16 protein-coding genes are annotated in these 16,588 nt (G+C 51.6%); 7 read left to right on the top strand and 9 right to left on the bottom strand.

What is annotated here, in order from left to right; genetic code table 11:
- Positions 1-86: 86 nt before the first annotated feature.
- The 3 genes from ACYVIY_RS07995 to ACYVIY_RS07985 all read left to right on the top strand — a co-directional run bounded on the left by ACYVIY_RS07995 (position 87) and on the right by ACYVIY_RS07985 (position 3,502).
- Positions 87-2,576: an outer membrane beta-barrel protein gene (locus ACYVIY_RS07995; RefSeq protein ID WP_460975782.1), complete on the top strand. Its 2,490-nt coding sequence runs from the start codon at positions 87-89 to the stop codon at positions 2,574-2,576.
- 100 nt (positions 2,577-2,676) lie between these two features.
- The gene (locus ACYVIY_RS07990; protein WP_460975781.1) at positions 2,677-3,063 is read left to right on the top strand and encodes a helix-turn-helix domain-containing protein; all 387 of its coding nucleotides are present in this window, start codon (positions 2,677-2,679) and stop codon (positions 3,061-3,063) included.
- A 52-nt stretch (positions 3,064-3,115) separates the two neighbouring features.
- Complete coding sequence (locus ACYVIY_RS07985) at positions 3,116-3,502, top strand: VOC family protein (RefSeq protein WP_460975780.1); 387 nt, start codon at positions 3,116-3,118, stop codon at positions 3,500-3,502.
- A gap of 220 nt (positions 3,503-3,722) precedes the next feature.
- Here the strand turns inward: ACYVIY_RS07985 and ACYVIY_RS07980 are convergent, their stop codons facing one another.
- Complete coding sequence (locus ACYVIY_RS07980) at positions 3,723-4,187, bottom strand: hypothetical protein (RefSeq protein ID WP_460975779.1); 465 nt, start codon at positions 4,185-4,187, stop codon at positions 3,723-3,725.
- 362 nt (positions 4,188-4,549) lie between these two features.
- Here ACYVIY_RS07980 and ACYVIY_RS07975 point away from each other — a divergent pair, with 362 nt between their 5' ends.
- Together ACYVIY_RS07975 and ACYVIY_RS07970 are read left to right on the top strand one after the other, a co-directional pair.
- Positions 4,550-6,208 (top strand): carboxylesterase/lipase family protein, encoded by a 1,659-nt coding sequence (locus ACYVIY_RS07975; RefSeq protein WP_460975778.1) that lies wholly within the window; start codon positions 4,550-4,552, stop codon positions 6,206-6,208.
- A gap of 139 nt (positions 6,209-6,347) precedes the next feature.
- A complete protein-coding gene (locus ACYVIY_RS07970; RefSeq protein ID WP_460975777.1) occupies positions 6,348-7,235 on the top strand; it encodes a dienelactone hydrolase family protein in 888 nt (295 codons plus the stop codon).
- A gap of 125 nt (positions 7,236-7,360) precedes the next feature.
- On the opposite strand, the gene ACYVIY_RS07965 is transcribed toward ACYVIY_RS07970, so the two are convergent.
- The 8 genes from ACYVIY_RS07965 to ACYVIY_RS07930 all read right to left on the bottom strand — a co-directional run bounded on the left by ACYVIY_RS07965 (position 7,361) and on the right by ACYVIY_RS07930 (position 15,278).
- Positions 7,361-7,540 carry a hypothetical protein gene (locus tag ACYVIY_RS07965; RefSeq protein ID WP_460975776.1) on the bottom strand — a complete coding sequence of 60 codons (180 nt, stop codon included), beginning with the start codon at positions 7,538-7,540 and terminating at the stop codon, positions 7,361-7,363.
- Between the two features lie 81 nt (positions 7,541-7,621).
- A complete protein-coding gene (locus ACYVIY_RS07960; RefSeq protein ID WP_460975775.1) occupies positions 7,622-8,179 on the bottom strand; it encodes a hypothetical protein in 558 nt (185 codons plus the stop codon).
- 41 nt (positions 8,180-8,220) lie between these two features.
- Complete coding sequence (locus ACYVIY_RS07955; RefSeq protein WP_460975774.1) at positions 8,221-10,635, bottom strand: TonB-dependent receptor; 2,415 nt, start codon at positions 10,633-10,635, stop codon at positions 8,221-8,223.
- A 79-nt stretch (positions 10,636-10,714) separates the two neighbouring features.
- A complete protein-coding gene (holA, locus tag ACYVIY_RS07950; RefSeq protein ID WP_460975773.1) occupies positions 10,715-11,749 on the bottom strand; it encodes a DNA polymerase III subunit delta in 1,035 nt (344 codons plus the stop codon).
- Between the two features lie 30 nt (positions 11,750-11,779).
- The gene (locus ACYVIY_RS07945) at positions 11,780-12,385 is read right to left on the bottom strand and encodes an acyl carrier protein phosphodiesterase (protein ID WP_460975772.1); all 606 of its coding nucleotides are present in this window, start codon (positions 12,383-12,385) and stop codon (positions 11,780-11,782) included.
- Complete coding sequence (locus ACYVIY_RS07940) at positions 12,382-12,948, bottom strand: deoxycytidylate deaminase (protein ID WP_460975771.1); 567 nt, start codon at positions 12,946-12,948, stop codon at positions 12,382-12,384. The genes ACYVIY_RS07945 and ACYVIY_RS07940 overlap by 4 nt, the downstream gene beginning before the upstream one ends.
- 249 nt (positions 12,949-13,197) lie before the next feature.
- Positions 13,198-14,526 carry an ABC1 kinase family protein gene (locus ACYVIY_RS07935; protein WP_460975770.1) on the bottom strand — a complete coding sequence of 443 codons (1,329 nt, stop codon included), beginning with the start codon at positions 14,524-14,526 and terminating at the stop codon, positions 13,198-13,200.
- A gap of 80 nt (positions 14,527-14,606) precedes the next feature.
- Positions 14,607-15,278 carry a TetR/AcrR family transcriptional regulator gene (locus ACYVIY_RS07930; protein WP_460975769.1) on the bottom strand — a complete coding sequence of 224 codons (672 nt, stop codon included), beginning with the start codon at positions 15,276-15,278 and terminating at the stop codon, positions 14,607-14,609.
- Positions 15,279-15,410: 132 nt separating this feature from the next.
- Here ACYVIY_RS07930 and ACYVIY_RS07925 point away from each other — a divergent pair, with 132 nt between their 5' ends.
- Both ACYVIY_RS07925 and ACYVIY_RS07920 read left to right on the top strand, forming a co-directional pair.
- On the top strand, positions 15,411-15,950 hold the full coding sequence (locus ACYVIY_RS07925) for a hypothetical protein (RefSeq protein WP_460975768.1): 540 nt from the start codon (positions 15,411-15,413) through the stop codon (positions 15,948-15,950).
- 24 nt (positions 15,951-15,974) lie between these two features.
- On the top strand, positions 15,975-16,565 hold the full coding sequence (locus tag ACYVIY_RS07920; protein WP_460975767.1) for a DUF6624 domain-containing protein: 591 nt from the start codon (positions 15,975-15,977) through the stop codon (positions 16,563-16,565).
- The last annotated feature ends 23 nt before the right edge of the window (positions 16,566-16,588 follow it).

Raw genomic sequence — 16,588 nt, 5'->3', positions numbered from 1 at the left:
CAGTTGAGCCGTAATGGCAAGGTGAGTCAAAGAGCAATGAGCTACTTTGACGGCCATTCTCTTACGTATTCAACCCGGTTCTACACATGCGTCGATGTCTATATGCTTTTGTTTGCCTGCTGCTCTCTTCTCGTCTAACCGCCCAAGTGCCCAACTCGGCTACCGTTACGGGGATTGTGCAGGATGCCGCCGGTAAACCCATCGAATCCGTTACGGTACTGCTGGTTCAGGCCACTGATTCAACCGAAGTCCCAGGCCCAAAGACGACGGAGCACGTAGTAAAAGGCGCGCTTAGCTCTGCTCTTGGACAGTACCGGTTCGAAGGCGTTCAGTCGGGACGGTACCGCGTAGCGACTTCCCTGCTTGGCTATCAGAAAGTTTATAGCGTTCCGTTCACAATCGATCACCAACAAAAGCAGGATCTTTCACCGCTCGTGATTCGGGAAGAAGCCCAGCAATTAACGAACATAACGGTAAAGGCGCAAAAGCCGTTTATCGAGCAGCACATCGACAAAACCGTCCTGAACGTTGAGAACAGTATTGTGTCCACTGGCGGCACGGCCCTGGACGTACTGGAGAAAGCGCCGGGTGTGGTCGTGGACCTACAAGCAGAACGCATCAATCTGAACGGACGCGAAAACGTTTTAGTAATGCTCGACGGCAAACCGACGTATCTCTCAACCGCCCAGGTGCTCGACTTACTACGTAACACCCCCAGCAACACCATCGAGACCATCGAACTGATTACAAACCCATCCGCCCGGTACGATGCTGCGGGGTCGGCGGGCATCATCAACATTCGGCTGAAGCGTAACAAGTCTACGCAGCCAATGAATGGCAACCTGACGCTGGGAGCGGGTTATGGCCGATTTGCCAAATACAATTCAGCGTTGACTCTGACCGCCCGACCCGGTAAATGGAGCTTGTTTGGTAACTATGGTCTCGATCAGCGCGACTACTGGGCAGCCTCCTCCATCGACCGACGGCTGGCAACCACCAATCCCCCCAGTCTGATTCAGCAAACCAATTATCGCCCGATTCAGAACACAACCCATACGTATCGACTCGGTGCCGATTACGCGTTCAGCAAAAAAACGACGCTGGGGCTCTTGCTCAACGGCCTGAACACCATCGGTAAAACGCAGGGAGGAACATCCAGCAACATCTACCAGTCGAACGTCCTGACCGCAGCGCAGCGAACCGAAAACGACAACCGGCGATCGATTGACCGGCTGGCCGGAAACCTGAACGTTCGGCACCGGTTCGATTCGACCCGGCGGGGTGGTCAGGGACGCGAACTGCTGGTTGACATCGACTATTCGAACGCTACGTTCCACCCAATTGATCTGTTTGAAACGCGCTATCTGAATCTGCAACATCAGGAAACAGCGCCCCGCTCCTATCAACGGCTAAACACCCTATCCAAGGCGCTGATCCGGGCCGCCAAGGCCGATTACGTTCATCCGTTCGACAAACGAACGACGCTGGAAGCAGGCTGGAAAAGCAGCTACGTAACCCTCAACAACGATCTATTGGCCGAAACCAAACTCGCCGAAGAAGGCCAGAACGCCCCTTGGCAGCGAGACAACAGCCGAACCAATCAGTTCGAATACCAGGAGATCATTCACGCGGCTTACTTGACTGGGCGACGTAACTGGTCGAACTGGACGCTGCAGGCAGGCCTGCGAGCAGAGCATACCCATACCGAAGCCCATTCAGTCACCAACAACAGCACGGTGAGCCGTTCTTACATCAACCTGTTTCCCAGTGTGTTTTTAACCCGAAATGTGGGGGAGAACCATCAGTTTCAATATTCGTTCAGCCGACGTATCGACCGCCCCAACTACCAGTATCTAAACCCGTTCATCCGCGTGTTTGACCCGTATGCGTATCAGCAGGGCAACCCCTATCTGAACCCGCAATACACCGACGCGTTTCAGGTTGCTTACAGCTATAAAGACGAAACGACCATCAGCTTCGGGTACAACCGAACGCATGATGTCATTGTCGATATCAACGAGCAAAACGACCAGACCGGGGTCACCCGCATTACGTTCATCAATCTGGCTCAGCAGCACAACATCAGCTTAAATCTGAGCGCTCCGCTGCGGTTCACCCGCTGGTGGTCGTCGCGCAACTCGGCCAGTATTTTCAACAACGCTTACCGGGCGGAAGTAGCCGGAACACTCTTAAATTACAGCCAGTTGTCGGCGAATCTGACCAGCAACCACACATTCGGCTTTGGCCACGGCTTAACGGCCGAACTGAACGCGTCCTACAATTCGCCCTACGTATACAGCCAGAATCAGATGAAGGCGTTTGGGCAGGTAAGCATCGGCGTCCAGAAAAGTCTCTGGCAGAAGAAAGCCGTGTTACGGTTCAACTGGAACGATCTGTTGCAGACCCAGCGCTTCTACGGTAAGGTTCAGTTTCAGAACATGGATTTTAACTTCTCTACCTACAGCGAAACGCGCGTGGCCCGGCTAACCTTCACCTATAATTTTGGCAACCGCGACCTGAAAGGCGCGGGCAATCGCCGAACGGTATCGGAAGAGGAACAGCGCCGAATGAATTAACAAAGCCACAAAAGCTAGCGCACCTAATTTCGGACCCTTTTTCAGTTGCAAATCTGCTTACCGAGTCCGTATTTGCTTACCGGAACGTAACGCAGCCGTCATGAATTTTTACAACCTTCAGGTAGCCAAACGACAGGCAGAGCTTCAGGAGAAAGCGCATGTCATCCAACAGGTTATACGCTCAAAAGCCTTTATGGATCGATATTTTGCGAATGATATTACGCTTGACGACATCGCCCAGGAAGCCTGCCTGTCGAAGTTTCACTTTTTGCGGCTGTTCAAATCGTTTTACGGAGTAACACCCTACCAATACCTAAAATCTGTCAGGATCAGCCAGGCTAAACAGCGCTTAAAAGCCGACGAATCCGTTACTGATGTTTGCCTGGCGGTCGGTTTTGACAGCGTAACCTCGTTTGCCGGATTGTTTAAAAGCATTACGGGTTCAACTCCGGTGAGTTATCGTAAAAAAGCAATTTTGAAGAAGTAAAGTCGGTAGTTGATCGAGACCTTTGTGATGGACTATTTAGAGATGATCTCCCATGCGAATCAAAACGACCAGTGTGCTGGTTGATGACCAGCCAAAAGCGTTAGCGTTTTATACCGACATTCTGGGCTTTGTAAAAAAGACTGATATCCCGCTGGGCGATCATAGCTGGCTGACCGTTGTGGCAAAGGATGAGCAGGATGGCGTTGAGCTTCTACTCGAACCAATAGCCTTTGAACCCGCCAGAACGTACCAGAAAGCCTTATTCGACGCGGGCATTCCAGCCGCATCGTTTCAGGTTGACGACGTTGATAAAGAATATGAACGGTTAAAGGATCTGGGCGTCGTATTTACGATGTCGCCAACGCAGATGGGCGTTGTTAAACTTGCCGTACTTCAGGATACCTGCGGCAATACTATTCAGATCGCTCAAATGCTATAGAATCCCGCTTTTTGCGTCAGCCCTCCCCAGAAAGCTGCCGTTTACAGGGCGATAAATGTGTCAAATACGACTAACGGAAAACAGTAAATGGACTGACTGGTAAGACCTCAAAAAGCCCGACGTTAGAAACGTCGGGCTTTTTGAGGTGCTGATAGCCTTTTTGTAAAGAGAACGCGCTACAGTGTCACTCTGCTTGGCTGGTAATATGGCTTTTGTTAGTCTACAATCTATACCCTTTACGACCAGCTGAGAAATTCTCCCGAGGGTTTTGTACGTTGATGGCAGGTACGTTGTTCAGGTGATCAAAATACAGGAACATGATTGTTTCGGGCGCATTCTTCAACCTGAATGCCGACGATGTCAGGGGTATCAATTCGCTTTCGGTATATCCGGGAATTGCAATCAGCAGGGTGGTTCCATTCCGTTTTACCGTTATTTCCGGCCCTGTGTTGTACTTGAGATAAATGCCCACCATCTTGTTCAGGTACGTAGTATCTGTAAGCTTAAGCAGCCTGTCTGCTTTCGATTCATAACCCAGCACGGACCTCCCCATCGTTTTGATTGTGTCTTCAGAACCCACAATGATAGAAACCGGAATTTTCCGCTCAATCGTATAGCTACTATCCTGGCAGACTGCCCAATAGCCACTGTGGATAAGAATGGCTAGTATTATCAGACGTTTCATAAACACATAATTAAGTAAACCAACCGAATATAGTAGTTATTTAAGTCTACTGTATTCGCTTTACTCAAAATCGTACTGTGGCTCGATAGTATCTGCTAACATTAGACCGCTGGACCCTTGGTTTATCTTGTATGAATCCCGCCTGCGGGGGCATAGTGGGCATAATCCTCACGCTGCCGAAACCTCAAAAACTGGCCTTCCAGTCTGTAGCGATCAACTGCTTCTCTTTTTTATAACACCTTTGCAATCAGGACTAGTAAAACTTGGCTTTACTACCCTTTTCAAACCAGATTATAAACTAAGCGCGATTACGCCCTTTCGCGGGGCATTCCGTTTTCTTCAACCTTTAGCATACATCTGCGATGAAACCATCAAGACGTAATTTTTTACAATCACTAGGTGTTGGCGTGGCTAGTTTGAGCGTAGCCCAGGAAACTACGGCCGCCCCTTCATTTCCGCCAAAAGCCGTAAAGCCAGCCGGCGACGAGCAGGTTTTGTTTGTGGGCGACAATATCGCCATCGCCAACACGGAATACGGAAAAGTCAGAGGTTTTATCCTGCGCGGCATCCATCAGTTCATGGGTATCCCCTACGGGGCCGATACGTCCGGAAAGAACCGGTTCATGCCACCCCAAAAGCCAGCTTCGTGGACCGACGTGCGGCCTGCGCTCTGGTGGGGCAACTCGGCTCCGCAGATTATGGAAAAACGTTACGCTAACCCTTACGCTTCATTTGTCGATCACTGGAACTACGACGACGTATCGGAGGACTGCCTGAAGCTGAACGTGTGGACACCCGCGCTGGACTCCCAAAAACGGCCGGTAGTCGTCTGGCTGCACGGGGGCGGTTTCGTCAACGGCAACGGAATCGAGCAGGACGGGTATCATGGCGAAAACATTTCCCGCTTAGGAAATATCGTTTTCTGCTCACTCAATCACCGACTCGGTGCGCTGGGCTATACGCACCTGAAAGCGGCTGGGGGCCATGCGGCCTCGGGTAACGTAGGGAATCTGGATATGGTAGCGGCCCTCGAATGGGTCAAAAACAATATTGCCAACTTTGGTGGAGACCCCAACAACGTAACGATCATCGGGCAGTCGGGCGGTGGCGCTAAAGTGACGACGCTCATGAATATGCCCTCTGCCAAGGGCCTGTTTCATAAGGCAGTTGCCCTGAGTGGCAGTTCACTGGCTGGCGTCAATAAAGAGTACGCCGAAAAATTAGGACTTAAGGTCATGGAGGAAGCGGGTTTGAAGCCCGGCGAAGTCGAAAAACTCCAGCAGATTCCGTGGCGCGAATACATTGACATCGCCAACCGGGCGGCCGAGAAAATGGCCGACGAAGCCAAACGGATGAACCTCATGCGGGGTGGCTTCTCTCCCGTTGCCGATGGAACAGCCCTGAGCGACAAGCCATTTTTTAGCAGTGCCCAGGATTTCTCCGCCGATATTCCGCTGCTGATCTGCTCAACCTTCCATGAGCAAAGCCCCAGCCGAACCGATGCCAAGCTGGAAGCCATTACGTTGGCCGAAGTGAAAGAAAAAGTCAAACCGCGCTTTGGCGATAAAGCGGGTGACATTGTTGATGCTTACGCGAAGAACTTCCCGAAGGCTCGCCCGATTGAAATCTGGGCACTAGTGATGTCCAATCGTAAGAACGCCATTGCCACCGCCGATGCTAAAGTATCGCAGCAAAAAGCTCCCGTGTACGTAGCGTGGTTTGGCTGGCAACCGCCCCTGTTCGACGGTCGGATGCGGGCCTTCCACTGCGATGATATCTGCTTCTGGTTCTACAACACCGACCTGATGCTCACGCATACGGGCGGAGGCAAGCGGCCCCGAGCATTATCGGAAAAGATGGCCAAATCGTTCCTGAGCTTCGTCAAAACAGGCAATCCAAACGGGGGTGGTTTACCCACCTGGAAGCCGTATTCGAGCCAGAACGGCGAAACGATGATCCTGGACGACGCGCCCGCAATGGTCAATGATCCAGACCGCGAAGCCCGGAAAACACTGGCGTAATCAGCGAATAAACCGGTACAATACCGCCCGACTGCTGCTAGACTGACTGGATAGAGCCAACGGTTTAGCAGCAGTCGCGGCTTTTATTCAACAGATCAGCAAAATCCGTTACATTTAGGAAAACGCATTACAAACTACCATGGACCCAATCAGAAAAGAAGACGTCAAACAGGAGGTATTTGATCTGTACGACGACTACGCCCACAACCGCATCGACCGGCGCGAGTTTGCCCAAAAGCTATCGGTATACGCCGTGGGCGGCCTGACATTAACGTCGTTGATGAGTTTTCTCATGCCCGATTACAAAGGCGGTGTTCAGATCAAAGCAGATGATCCTCGCTTGAAATCGGAGTATATTACGTATAAGTCACCCAAGGGTGGAGGGTCTATCAAAGCCCTGCTGTCGAAACCGGCCGATGCAAAAAAGCCGCTCGGGGGTATTATTGTTGTCCACGAAAACCGGGGGCTGAACCCGCATATTGAAGATGTAGCCCGGCGAGCGGCTCTGGCGGGCTTCGTTTCGATTGCGCCCGACGCGCTAACTCCACTCGGTGGTTATCCGGGTAATGACGACGCCGGTCGGGAACTACAAAGCAAACGAAACCGGGATGAGATGCTCCAGGATTTTATAGCGGCTGCTGATTACCTCAAAACCAATAAGGATTGTAACGGCAAAATTGGAGTTGTTGGTTTTTGCTTCGGGGGATGGATTGCCAATATGATGGCGGTACAGGTTCCCGATCTAGCAGCCTCCGTTCCGTTTTACGGAGGGCAGCCAGCCGTCGAAGATGTTCCCAAGATTAAAGCGCCCCTGCAGCTGCATTACGCAGCGTTAGACACCCGCGTAAATGAGGGCTGGCCCGCGTATGAAGCGGCTCTTAAAGCCAATAACAAGTCGTACGAAGCCCACATGTATCCAAACGCCAACCACGGCTTTCATAACGACACTACCCCTCGCTACGACAAAGCAGCCGCCGAATTGGCCTGGAAACGTACTGTTGACTTTTTCAAAGCGAAACTAGCTTAGCTCTGTAAACCCGTTTAGTGACCTGATTCATAAACACAAACTACCGGAATTCTCTACGGATAAAGTATGTGTTTATGAATCAGCGTAACGTTCCATAACGCTACGAGTAGTGCCCGCTTTCGTGGTCATGCCCATTCAAAGCGTACCTGTTCATGCGTTACGTTAAAATAGCCTACCCAGTCTTTGGCTCGCAGCAGCGCTTGATCATGGGGTAAGTCGGGGAACAGAATCATTAGATTGAGCGCAGTTTTGATCAGATCCGTAGCACGCTCATCGGTTCGATTCGTTTGGGGAGCTGTAGTCATGGCAGGTTCAGAATATATCTACAATGACCCCGTCCACGAGAAAAGGGTTGGCAGGCAACTAACAAAATATTTGCCCTCGGCTTACTGAATCACGACGTTAAAATCGGTATCCAAATCCGATGTACCTGGTGTTGCCATTCCGTTTTTGACGTCTGGCTGATGGCGAAGCACTACCTTCAATTTACCTGATCCAGCAGCCCCCGTTTTTAGTTCGGTTTGCAATCCGAGTGGGTACGGGCCAGGGGCTGGGTTCGTATCTTTATCCGTGATCGTCACGGCCAATGCTAAACCCGAACTGGGTGTATAAACAAACAGGTGTTCATTAGCCTCCGTTCTGATTCCGGCCGTTACGTCGAGTACGGGTGTTTTTGTTTTGTCGAGCAACGTAATCGAACCGGTGTAGGTTGTGTTCGCCTTCAGCGTTAGCGTAGCCTTGCTAAGATCAGCCTGTGTAGTGAGGTTATCGATCGTAGCGGTCACGGTTTCGGTTGGCACTGCCTGGTTGGTGAGGTTAAGCGTAACCGTCGTAATCGCTTCGTTATCCTGGGTTGGCGCTACATTTTCTTCGTCGTTCGTACAGGCCTGGGTTAAAACTAGGAGTGAAACAACAAAAAGCAGCCGTGTTTTAAGCGTGTTCATACGTAACAGGTTATATGTGTAAATTTAATTGTAATGCGGCATCAAGCCCTTCTCCCGAAGGCTAAGGGCGCTTTCACTTTCAGCATGATGTTGCGGCCGGGTTCGTCGGCGAAATAGCGAAAGCGGTCGAGGTAATCGCGGTACGATTGATTGAGCAGGTTTGCGCCGGTCAGAATAATCTGTACGGGCTGGGTCCGCAATCGCCATGAGAAGCCCAATTCAGCCCCTAGCAGCGTATAGGCCGGTGGTGGAGGAGCAAAATCGCCCGTAAAAATGATTTGTCCGTTCTCCTGTCGCTGGGTGGTGGCGGGTACCCGGTTCTGCCGGGCCACGTATAGCGCATTCATACTCACATAAAAACCGGATATACGTCTCTGGTCAGAACCGGTCTGATCACCCAATTGATAGCGCAGCCCGTTATCGGTTCGGTTGGCCGGAATGTAAACCAGATAGTTCTGGTTCGTGTGATCGTAGGCATATAACAGCGATGTTTTTGAGGTAAATGTCAGTCGATCGCTGAGTTTATACTGAATAGTTGCATCAACACCCCGAAAGGTAGCCTGAACCTGGTCGTATGAATAGGCCGGAAACGCACCCCGCTGGCGAACGATGGGTACGGAGTCCGGTTTTAGATAGATGTAATTGTCTATTCTATTGTTGTAAAGGCTAAGCTCAACAGACAGCCGTTTACCGGTGTAATCAATCGACAGCGTTGCGTTATAGGCCTGCTCCGGCTTTAAGTTCGGGTTACCCCGCTCGTAGGCTACGGCACTTTGGTGCAGCCCATCCGAATACAAATCACTGACCGTAGGTGCCCGCCAGGCCGTGCCAAGATTAGCCGAAAGAGTAATTTGTGAGGTTAGCTGATACGTAGCGCCAAGCGAGCCCGTAACATTACGCCAGTTGTGCGTCCGATTCGTTGTTTGGTTGGTGGTCTCATCGAGGAAATAGGCGCGCAACCACCGATAATCATAGCGCAATCCGCCTTCTAGGGTCCAGCGGTCGCGGGCGTAGCGCTCAATGGCAAACAAGCCAGCCCCGTAGTTCCGGTAATTCGGGATGAGGAATAGGTACCGGCGCACATTGCCCTGCGTGATACCATTGATTCCGGCGGTTCCTGAAATCTGGCCGCCATTCACCATTCTAATGGGGCGATGCGCCCATACCAGATCAGCGGTCTGAGTCACTAACTTGAGGTAAAGCTCGGGGTCAGTTAGGCGACTGAACGATTGGCGATCATACTCCTGGCGAACATTCTGCTGCTGAGCTACGGTAGCCGTTAACGTTCCCCATCGGTCAGACCGAACGAAGGCTTTGACTTTCAGCAGATCATGTTGAACCTGCTGATATGGCCGGCCAAGAGCATAGGAAAAACCAGGCTGGCTAATGGGCTCTGAGCGCGCAATGGCCGCGTAGAAATCGGCTAGACTGCCAACCTGGGCCCCTGTGAACAACCCCACTTTCGTCGAGAACTGGCTGTAAAACACCTCGACGCCAGCGTTCCGTCGGGTATAGATCAGGGCACCCGACATATTGTTTTCGTGGTAGCTGCTGTTTTCCAGGTAGTAGTTCGGCGTTTTTGTGTAGCCCACCCGCTTCAGGGTCCCCTGCAATCGCCAGCTTAAACCAGCGAGCTTATTGCCAAAAGCCTGTTCGACCATCGCCGATACGGTACCCTGTCCGCCATTGGTACCACCAACCAGATTCAACTCACCGGAAAGACCCGGTACAGTCGGCATCGCTTTGGGTTCGACCAGGATCACTCCTCCAATGGCATCCGACCCATACCGAATGCTGGCTGCCCCTTTAATGACCGTGAGTTGAGACGCCACAAATTGATCGATCTGCGGAGCGTGCTCACTCCCCCACTGCTGATCTTCCTGCCGCACGCCGTTGTTGAGCGTAATAATCCGGTTGCTGTATAGCCCGTGAATAACCGGCTTTGAGATGGATGGTCCCGTCTGAATGGAATATAGACCGGGCAACGTTTTTAGGCTTTCCCCTAACGATTGCCCCCGAGTGGCCTCCAGCGCGTTACCGCCTAACGTGCTGCGGGTCTGGAGTAGTTGATTCGCTTCGGAGCGGTGTTCACTCACAACGACCTCCTGCAAGGTTCGCGCATTGTCAATCAGCTCGACCGGAGCCAGTCTGATAACCGAGTCTCCACTGACAGTTACCACAGTCGTAATGCTCGTATAGCCAACGTATTGGTAGACGAGCGTATAGGAACCGGAACAAAGTGCCTTTATCTGGAAGGAGCCGCTGCTATCGGTTACTGTCCCTGTGTTTAGCTCACGAATAAATACGTTTGCACCGGCCAATGGCTGATGCGTGCTGTGGGCCAGCAAACTCCCCGTTAATCCAGCCAGACAGGCGGTTTGCGCCAAGCCCGGTTGTACGGCCACTAGTCCCATCAGTATAGTCAATACCCACCTAATTCGTTTTACCCAGTCCATTCGTTCGTGTGCCTGCTAGCAACAACGCAAAGTATTATTGCAACAACGTTGCAAATATAACGAACAACGAGATGAATTGTTAATGGAGCACCTCAAAAACTAATTCGCGCAGAATATCGCTCTCGTTCATCGTTGGCGCATCGATTCCTTTGCTACGGGCGTCGGCGATACGTATAGCGTGGATGATGTCGGCCACTTTTAGGAGCGGAAAGGTGCGGGCCGCCGACAGATAATCCTTGACAAAAAACGGGCTAATGCCCAGCAAAGAGGCTAAGCCTTTTTCAGATTGGTCTTTGGACGCCTGCACCAGTAACACTTTGCTGAAGTATCCGAACAACTGCGCCAAAATGACCACAAGGGGATTGTCTTTGGGATTACGGCCGAAATAATCGACGATCCGGTTCGCCTTTACTACGTCCCGCTGAACGAGCGCCTTTTGCAACTCAAATACATTGTACTCTTTGCTGATGCCGACCAGTCGCTCAACCGTATCCGCGGTGATTTCCTCACCCACGTGCAGGTTGATCAGGATTTTATCGATCTCCCCCGCTAATCGTTTGAGGTCGTTACCGATATGGTCGGCCAGCAGCTGACAGGCTTTCGGGCTGACTTTGCTGCCCTGTTCGCGGCAATACTCCCCTACCCAATCCGGTATTTTGTTATCGTAGAGCTTTTTAACGCCCAGCAACTTGCCTTTGGCACCGAATGCTTTTACCCAGGACTTTCGCTCGTCCAGGCCCGGCTTGCCATCTTCCTTTACGTAGCAGAGCATCAAAATCGTGCTCGCCAGCGGATTCAGGGCGTAATCTTCCAGCAGCGTCTGCGCCGACTTGTCATTAATTCCGGTTAGTTGCTGCGCTTCTTTCACCAACACCAACTGCCGTTCGGCCATAAATGGGTAGCGACGAGCGTAGTTGATCACCGCCCCTACGTCCGCATCTTTTCCGAAGAGAACAAACTGATTGAAACCCCGTTCAGCCACCGGAACGGCTACTTTTTCGAGTTCGTCGGCAATGCGGTCCAGGTAATACGGCTCATCGCCATGAATCAGATATACGGGAGCGATCCGCTTGTTGCGGATGTCTTTCAGCAGAGTATCAACGGCAGCAATCAACGTAAAAAGAGAATCGTTTTAATCACAAAATTAACCGACATCGGTTAAGCGAACCAGCGTTTGGTCAACGTGAGCAACCAGTTGAGGCCAAAATCGCCGGAAATGGTCGTCAATCTGGTTATAGTACCGCTCCAGATCAACAATCGCGGTATCCAGTCCTGATGGGAAAGCGGTCCGGCGCGACAGCCCTTTCAGGGAGCGATCGATCCCGTCCAGCGTCTGGTAGTTCGTCAGCCAGTCGTAGCGTACCATTGCATCAAGCATCCGAACGGCGGGGGTCGGCAGACGTGCTACGTTCCGTTGCAGCGTTTCGTAGAAGTAGCCCGTAAAGTCGGACAGCGATTCGCCAGTCAGCTGTTGAAAGTTAACCGCCAGAAAATAGTCGAAGAAAATGTCGACCCCTGCCCCGGCGTATTTATGGCAGCGCGGACGCAGAAGCTCACGTACCGCTTCCACCTCAGCATGCGCATCGGTGAACGTATCAATGGACCGATGCACCCGAACGCCCAGCCCTTCATCAGGCGCTAACGCGTGACGCGGATGCAGTGGATCGCCTTTGATGAAATCGCCGATAAAATTACCGATGAGAATACCTTCGTTTCGATTGGACAGATAGCCATGTGCCAGGATGTTCATCGCTGGGCCGGTTCAAGATCCGATGATGCCGCGCTTTTCTTAGAGATAGGTGGTTCCGCCAGTAACGTAACGCCCTCACCCGGTACGTACCGTTCGACAACTACGCCGAACCGACGCAGGAAATCAACGCCTTCGTCGGACGTAATGCCTTTGTATTCGGCGTACGAGTGGAGGTAAATCACGCGAGCTATCTTCATACTGTAGATGATGCGGGCGCAGGCAATGCAGGGCGATAGGGTAACGTAAATGGTAGCGCCTTCGATCTCCGACCCGTTTTTTGCTGCATACAGGATAGCATTTTCCTCAGCGTGCAAGGCTAACGAACACGAGCCTTTCGAGTCGCGGGGGCAGCCCACACCCGCGTATTCTTCATCGCAGTTGTGCGTACCGGCGGGCGGGCCGTTGTAGCCAATGGAGATAATGCGGGTATCGCGGGTTAACACGGCCCCAACCTGCGCCTTGATGCAATGAGAACGTTTGGCCAGGTTAACGGCCAGTTCCATAAATATGTCGTCGAATCGGGGCTTAGCGTGGTTTACGGCGGTATCGGAGGTAAGTAGCATACGGTAAAGATAAACACATTCGCCCGTTTTACGGTCTGAGTCAAGATATAACAAACGACAGGACACGGATAGATCCGAGTTCATTATCAGCCGCAAGTGCGGAATGGACAAGCGCCCTATCGACGCGGCTACCTAGGTTGTCAGGTTGGTAACCGGCTGCTATTCAGCAGAAAATGCGCGTACAAAAACGACGGATCGATGCAGCAGAAACGCCGTATCAACCCGTCGACAATGTAACATTTAAATAGATCAGGCCGTAACCGCCTTCTTCGAACGTAGCCACTCGGGCTTCGTCGTACGGACGCGGGCTTTCAATTCATTTAGCATGGCGTATAGGCCGTAATACGTACGATTTACGTATAACCCATCCTGCGAGCCCCGAACGACTTTCGACGAGCGGAGTTCTTCCAGTTTGGATAGTTCATCGGCAAACGCATAGACTTTATTGAAATACTCATCGTCGCCGAAATCGAATTCGTCCACGGCAAACGGTGCCCCCAGCATTTCAATCATCTGAAGGAACAACGCCGAGAAGAACTTGCGGTCTTTAGGCGAATCCTGCTCTACCAAAAACTCAAGATTGGTGAAAATCTGCTGCGTAAGCGCTTCGTCCTGAATCGTGTCCGGATTAATCAGCCGGAAGTAGTTGTCGTAATAAAAATCCGGGATGACCTTTACGCAGCCGAAATCAATGACCCCCATCGTCCCGTCGGGACGCATCAGGAAATTGCCGGGATGCGGATCAGCGTGTACCTGACGAAGCGTGTGAATCTGGTAATCATAAAAGTCCCAAAGCAACTGCCCAATCCGATCGCGTGCCTCCTGCGAAGGATTTGTCGCCAGAAACTCTTTCAGGTGCAGCCCGTCGAGCCAGTCCATCGTCAGGATGCGCTTGCTCGAATACTCAGGATAGTATTTTGGAAAAACCAGTCCGTCGATGTGCGCGCAGGCTTGCGAGATCTCGATGCTGCGTCGCAGTTCCAGTTCGTAATCGGTTTCTTCGAGCAGTTTACTCTCGACCTCGCCCATGTACCGATCAATCTGCCGCTCGTCGAGATTCAGCAGGCGAATGGCCAGCGGTTTGGCGATCTTAAGATCGGAACTTACGGCATCCGCTACGCCGGGATACTGTACCTTAACGGCGAGTTTCTTACCGTCTTTCCAGGCCTGATGCACCTGGCCAATACTGGCCGCATTAACCGAGTTGATATCAAATTTATCGAACAACTCATTAGGCGATTTGCCGAAATACGTCCGAAAGGTCTTCACGACCAATGGCCCCGACAAGGGTGGTGCGGAGTACTGAGCCATCGTAAACTTATCCGAATACGCCACCGGCAGCAAGCCCCGGTCCATGCTCAGCATCTGCGCCATCTTCAGGGCGGACCCTTTCAGTTCACTCAGCGCATCGTAAATGTCAGCCGCATTATCCTTGTGCAGTTCTTCTTTCGAACGCTCAGGATCCAGTAGCTTTTTGCTGTAATGCTTAATATAATTACCACCGACCTTCACTCCGGCCTTCACAAACTGGCTGGCACGGGCAACTTTAGTCGTTGGAACGGAGTTTTGGGTTTTCATATGCTTAAAGAGCGAAAGAATGGAAGAGCGAAAGAATGAAACCCATCTGGCAACACTCGTTCACTCTTTCATTCTTTCGCTCATTTATTTTGATAGATGAATTTAGCAAAGTCGAACAGCGTATCTAAAGGTGAACGACCGATGAGATCAAAGGCTGTGTTGACCGCTTTTTCGATTGCAGTATCGGTTTTCTCGAAGTTCTTACTCACGTCACGCACCCAGAAATCTAATAGAAACAAGGTCTGATTCCACAGTGCATTGGGATAGCGATCGGTGATGAACGGGCGGGGTTCTACTTCCTTACTTTCGCGGCCCTCAGCCAGCAGATCGCGGGCGTAATCGTAAAACGAATCTTTGAATGGATACAGCACCCGGCTCGTACCGACCTGGCGACTCGACGGCATCCCAATGGGCCGCTGTCCCATCCGCTCGGTTTGCAACCGCCCGTAGCTATAGACCACGAAACTGCGTTGCGCTTTCAGGAGCTCAATCCAGGTGTAGTAGAAAGCAAGCAGTTTTTCCCGTACCGAATAGCCCTGATACGTAGTGTCGGCTTCGACCGTAGCTCTGGCATCCTGGAAGAACGCTAACCAGATGTCCGCTTCAATGGCATCGAATGAGGTGTAGTAATTGTAAAAGTCAGCTTCCGAAAGCTTCAATTTTTTCGCAAACTGAAAGACGGAGGTGGGTTGTTTGCCGTTTTCAAGAACGTAATCGGTGTACGCCTTGCGGATTTTTTCGAGCGTTTCCATACGTATTGACAACGGCTGGTTTGGCGAAAAAGTTTAGCGTTTCTTTACCGATCCAATGCGTGATTCGTTTGTATTTTTTGCCTTATTTCGTTGTTTAATTTCAGTTCTTCTTTTTAAATCTGACAAGTACCGATGCGTTATAAAACAGTACGGTTAGGCATACTAAGCCTATTCATTCTGATCAGTCTACAAAGTTTCGGGCAATACCCCTACGGTGGCGGCATGGGTAGAGGCATGGGCGGTATCGGCCGCATGGGTGGCCAGGACATGGGCGGAGGCCCTCGCTCATCGATCCCGAACATTGCTGGCGAAATGGCCAATAAAGAAACGAAGTGGCTAAAAGAAAATCTGGCACTCGACAAAGACCAGGCCAAGGCCGTTAAGAAACTCAACAACGAGTACGCACAGCAGCAACAGGACGCCATTAAAGATATTGTCGGTAAAGATGGCAAACCCGGTCCTGATACGCGGAAACAGATTCAGGACATGATGATCATGCTGAACGAAGAAAAGGAAGACCAGTTGAAAACGCTGCTCACGGCGGATCAGTGGAAGCTCTATCAATCTAAAAAGCCTGACATGCAGAAAGAGATTGGCGGATTCCGACCACCAGCCAAGGGTATGCAGGCTCAGGCCGATTCTTCGGCTCAGTCAGCGGTTCCCAAGCAGTAACCGGCAAGTCGTTACGTCACAGCCATGCTCTATCAAGTCCATGCTACGTTGCTTATTCACCTACAGGACGAAGACCTTCGGGTCCGGCAACAACTGGCGGAGCTTGGCCTGCTGACGGACGGTTACAATCCGCAGATGGAGGCCGTGCACCTTGCCAATGCGGATCAGCTAAAAACGATTATCGCCGAGATTGGCTGGCCGACCCGTGTCAAAGTGGGTGAAGAGGCCAGTCAGGCGGCCTGGCTGATTGTGCAGCACTCCATTAGCCTGCCTGCGTTTATGCGGTTTTGTTTGAGATTAATTGAGCAGGAAATCCCGCTTGGTACAGTCGATCCGGTTAACCACGCCTTTCTGTACGACCGGATCGCTATGTACGAAGGACGTCCTCAGCGGTTTGGTACGCAGTTTATCAGCGATGAGATGGGGAATCTGGTTTCTTACCAGCTTGATGCGTCAATGGATGTAGTCAATGAACGGCGCCAGGCTTTGGGCTTAAACTCCGTTCAGGAACGGCTCAGCGAGTTATCCGAAGGCCTGGCTGCTAAACCCCCAGCCGATTTTCAGGAGCAGCAGAAAACGTACGATGCCTGGCGCCGGAACGTCGGCTGGATATAGAAAGCTCTTTAGCAACTAGCCCA

It is taken from the genome of Spirosoma knui (genome assembly GCF_054780635.1).
The sequence above is the reverse complement of the archived record's forward strand: the minus strand, read 5'-3'. Positions and strand labels throughout refer to the sequence as shown.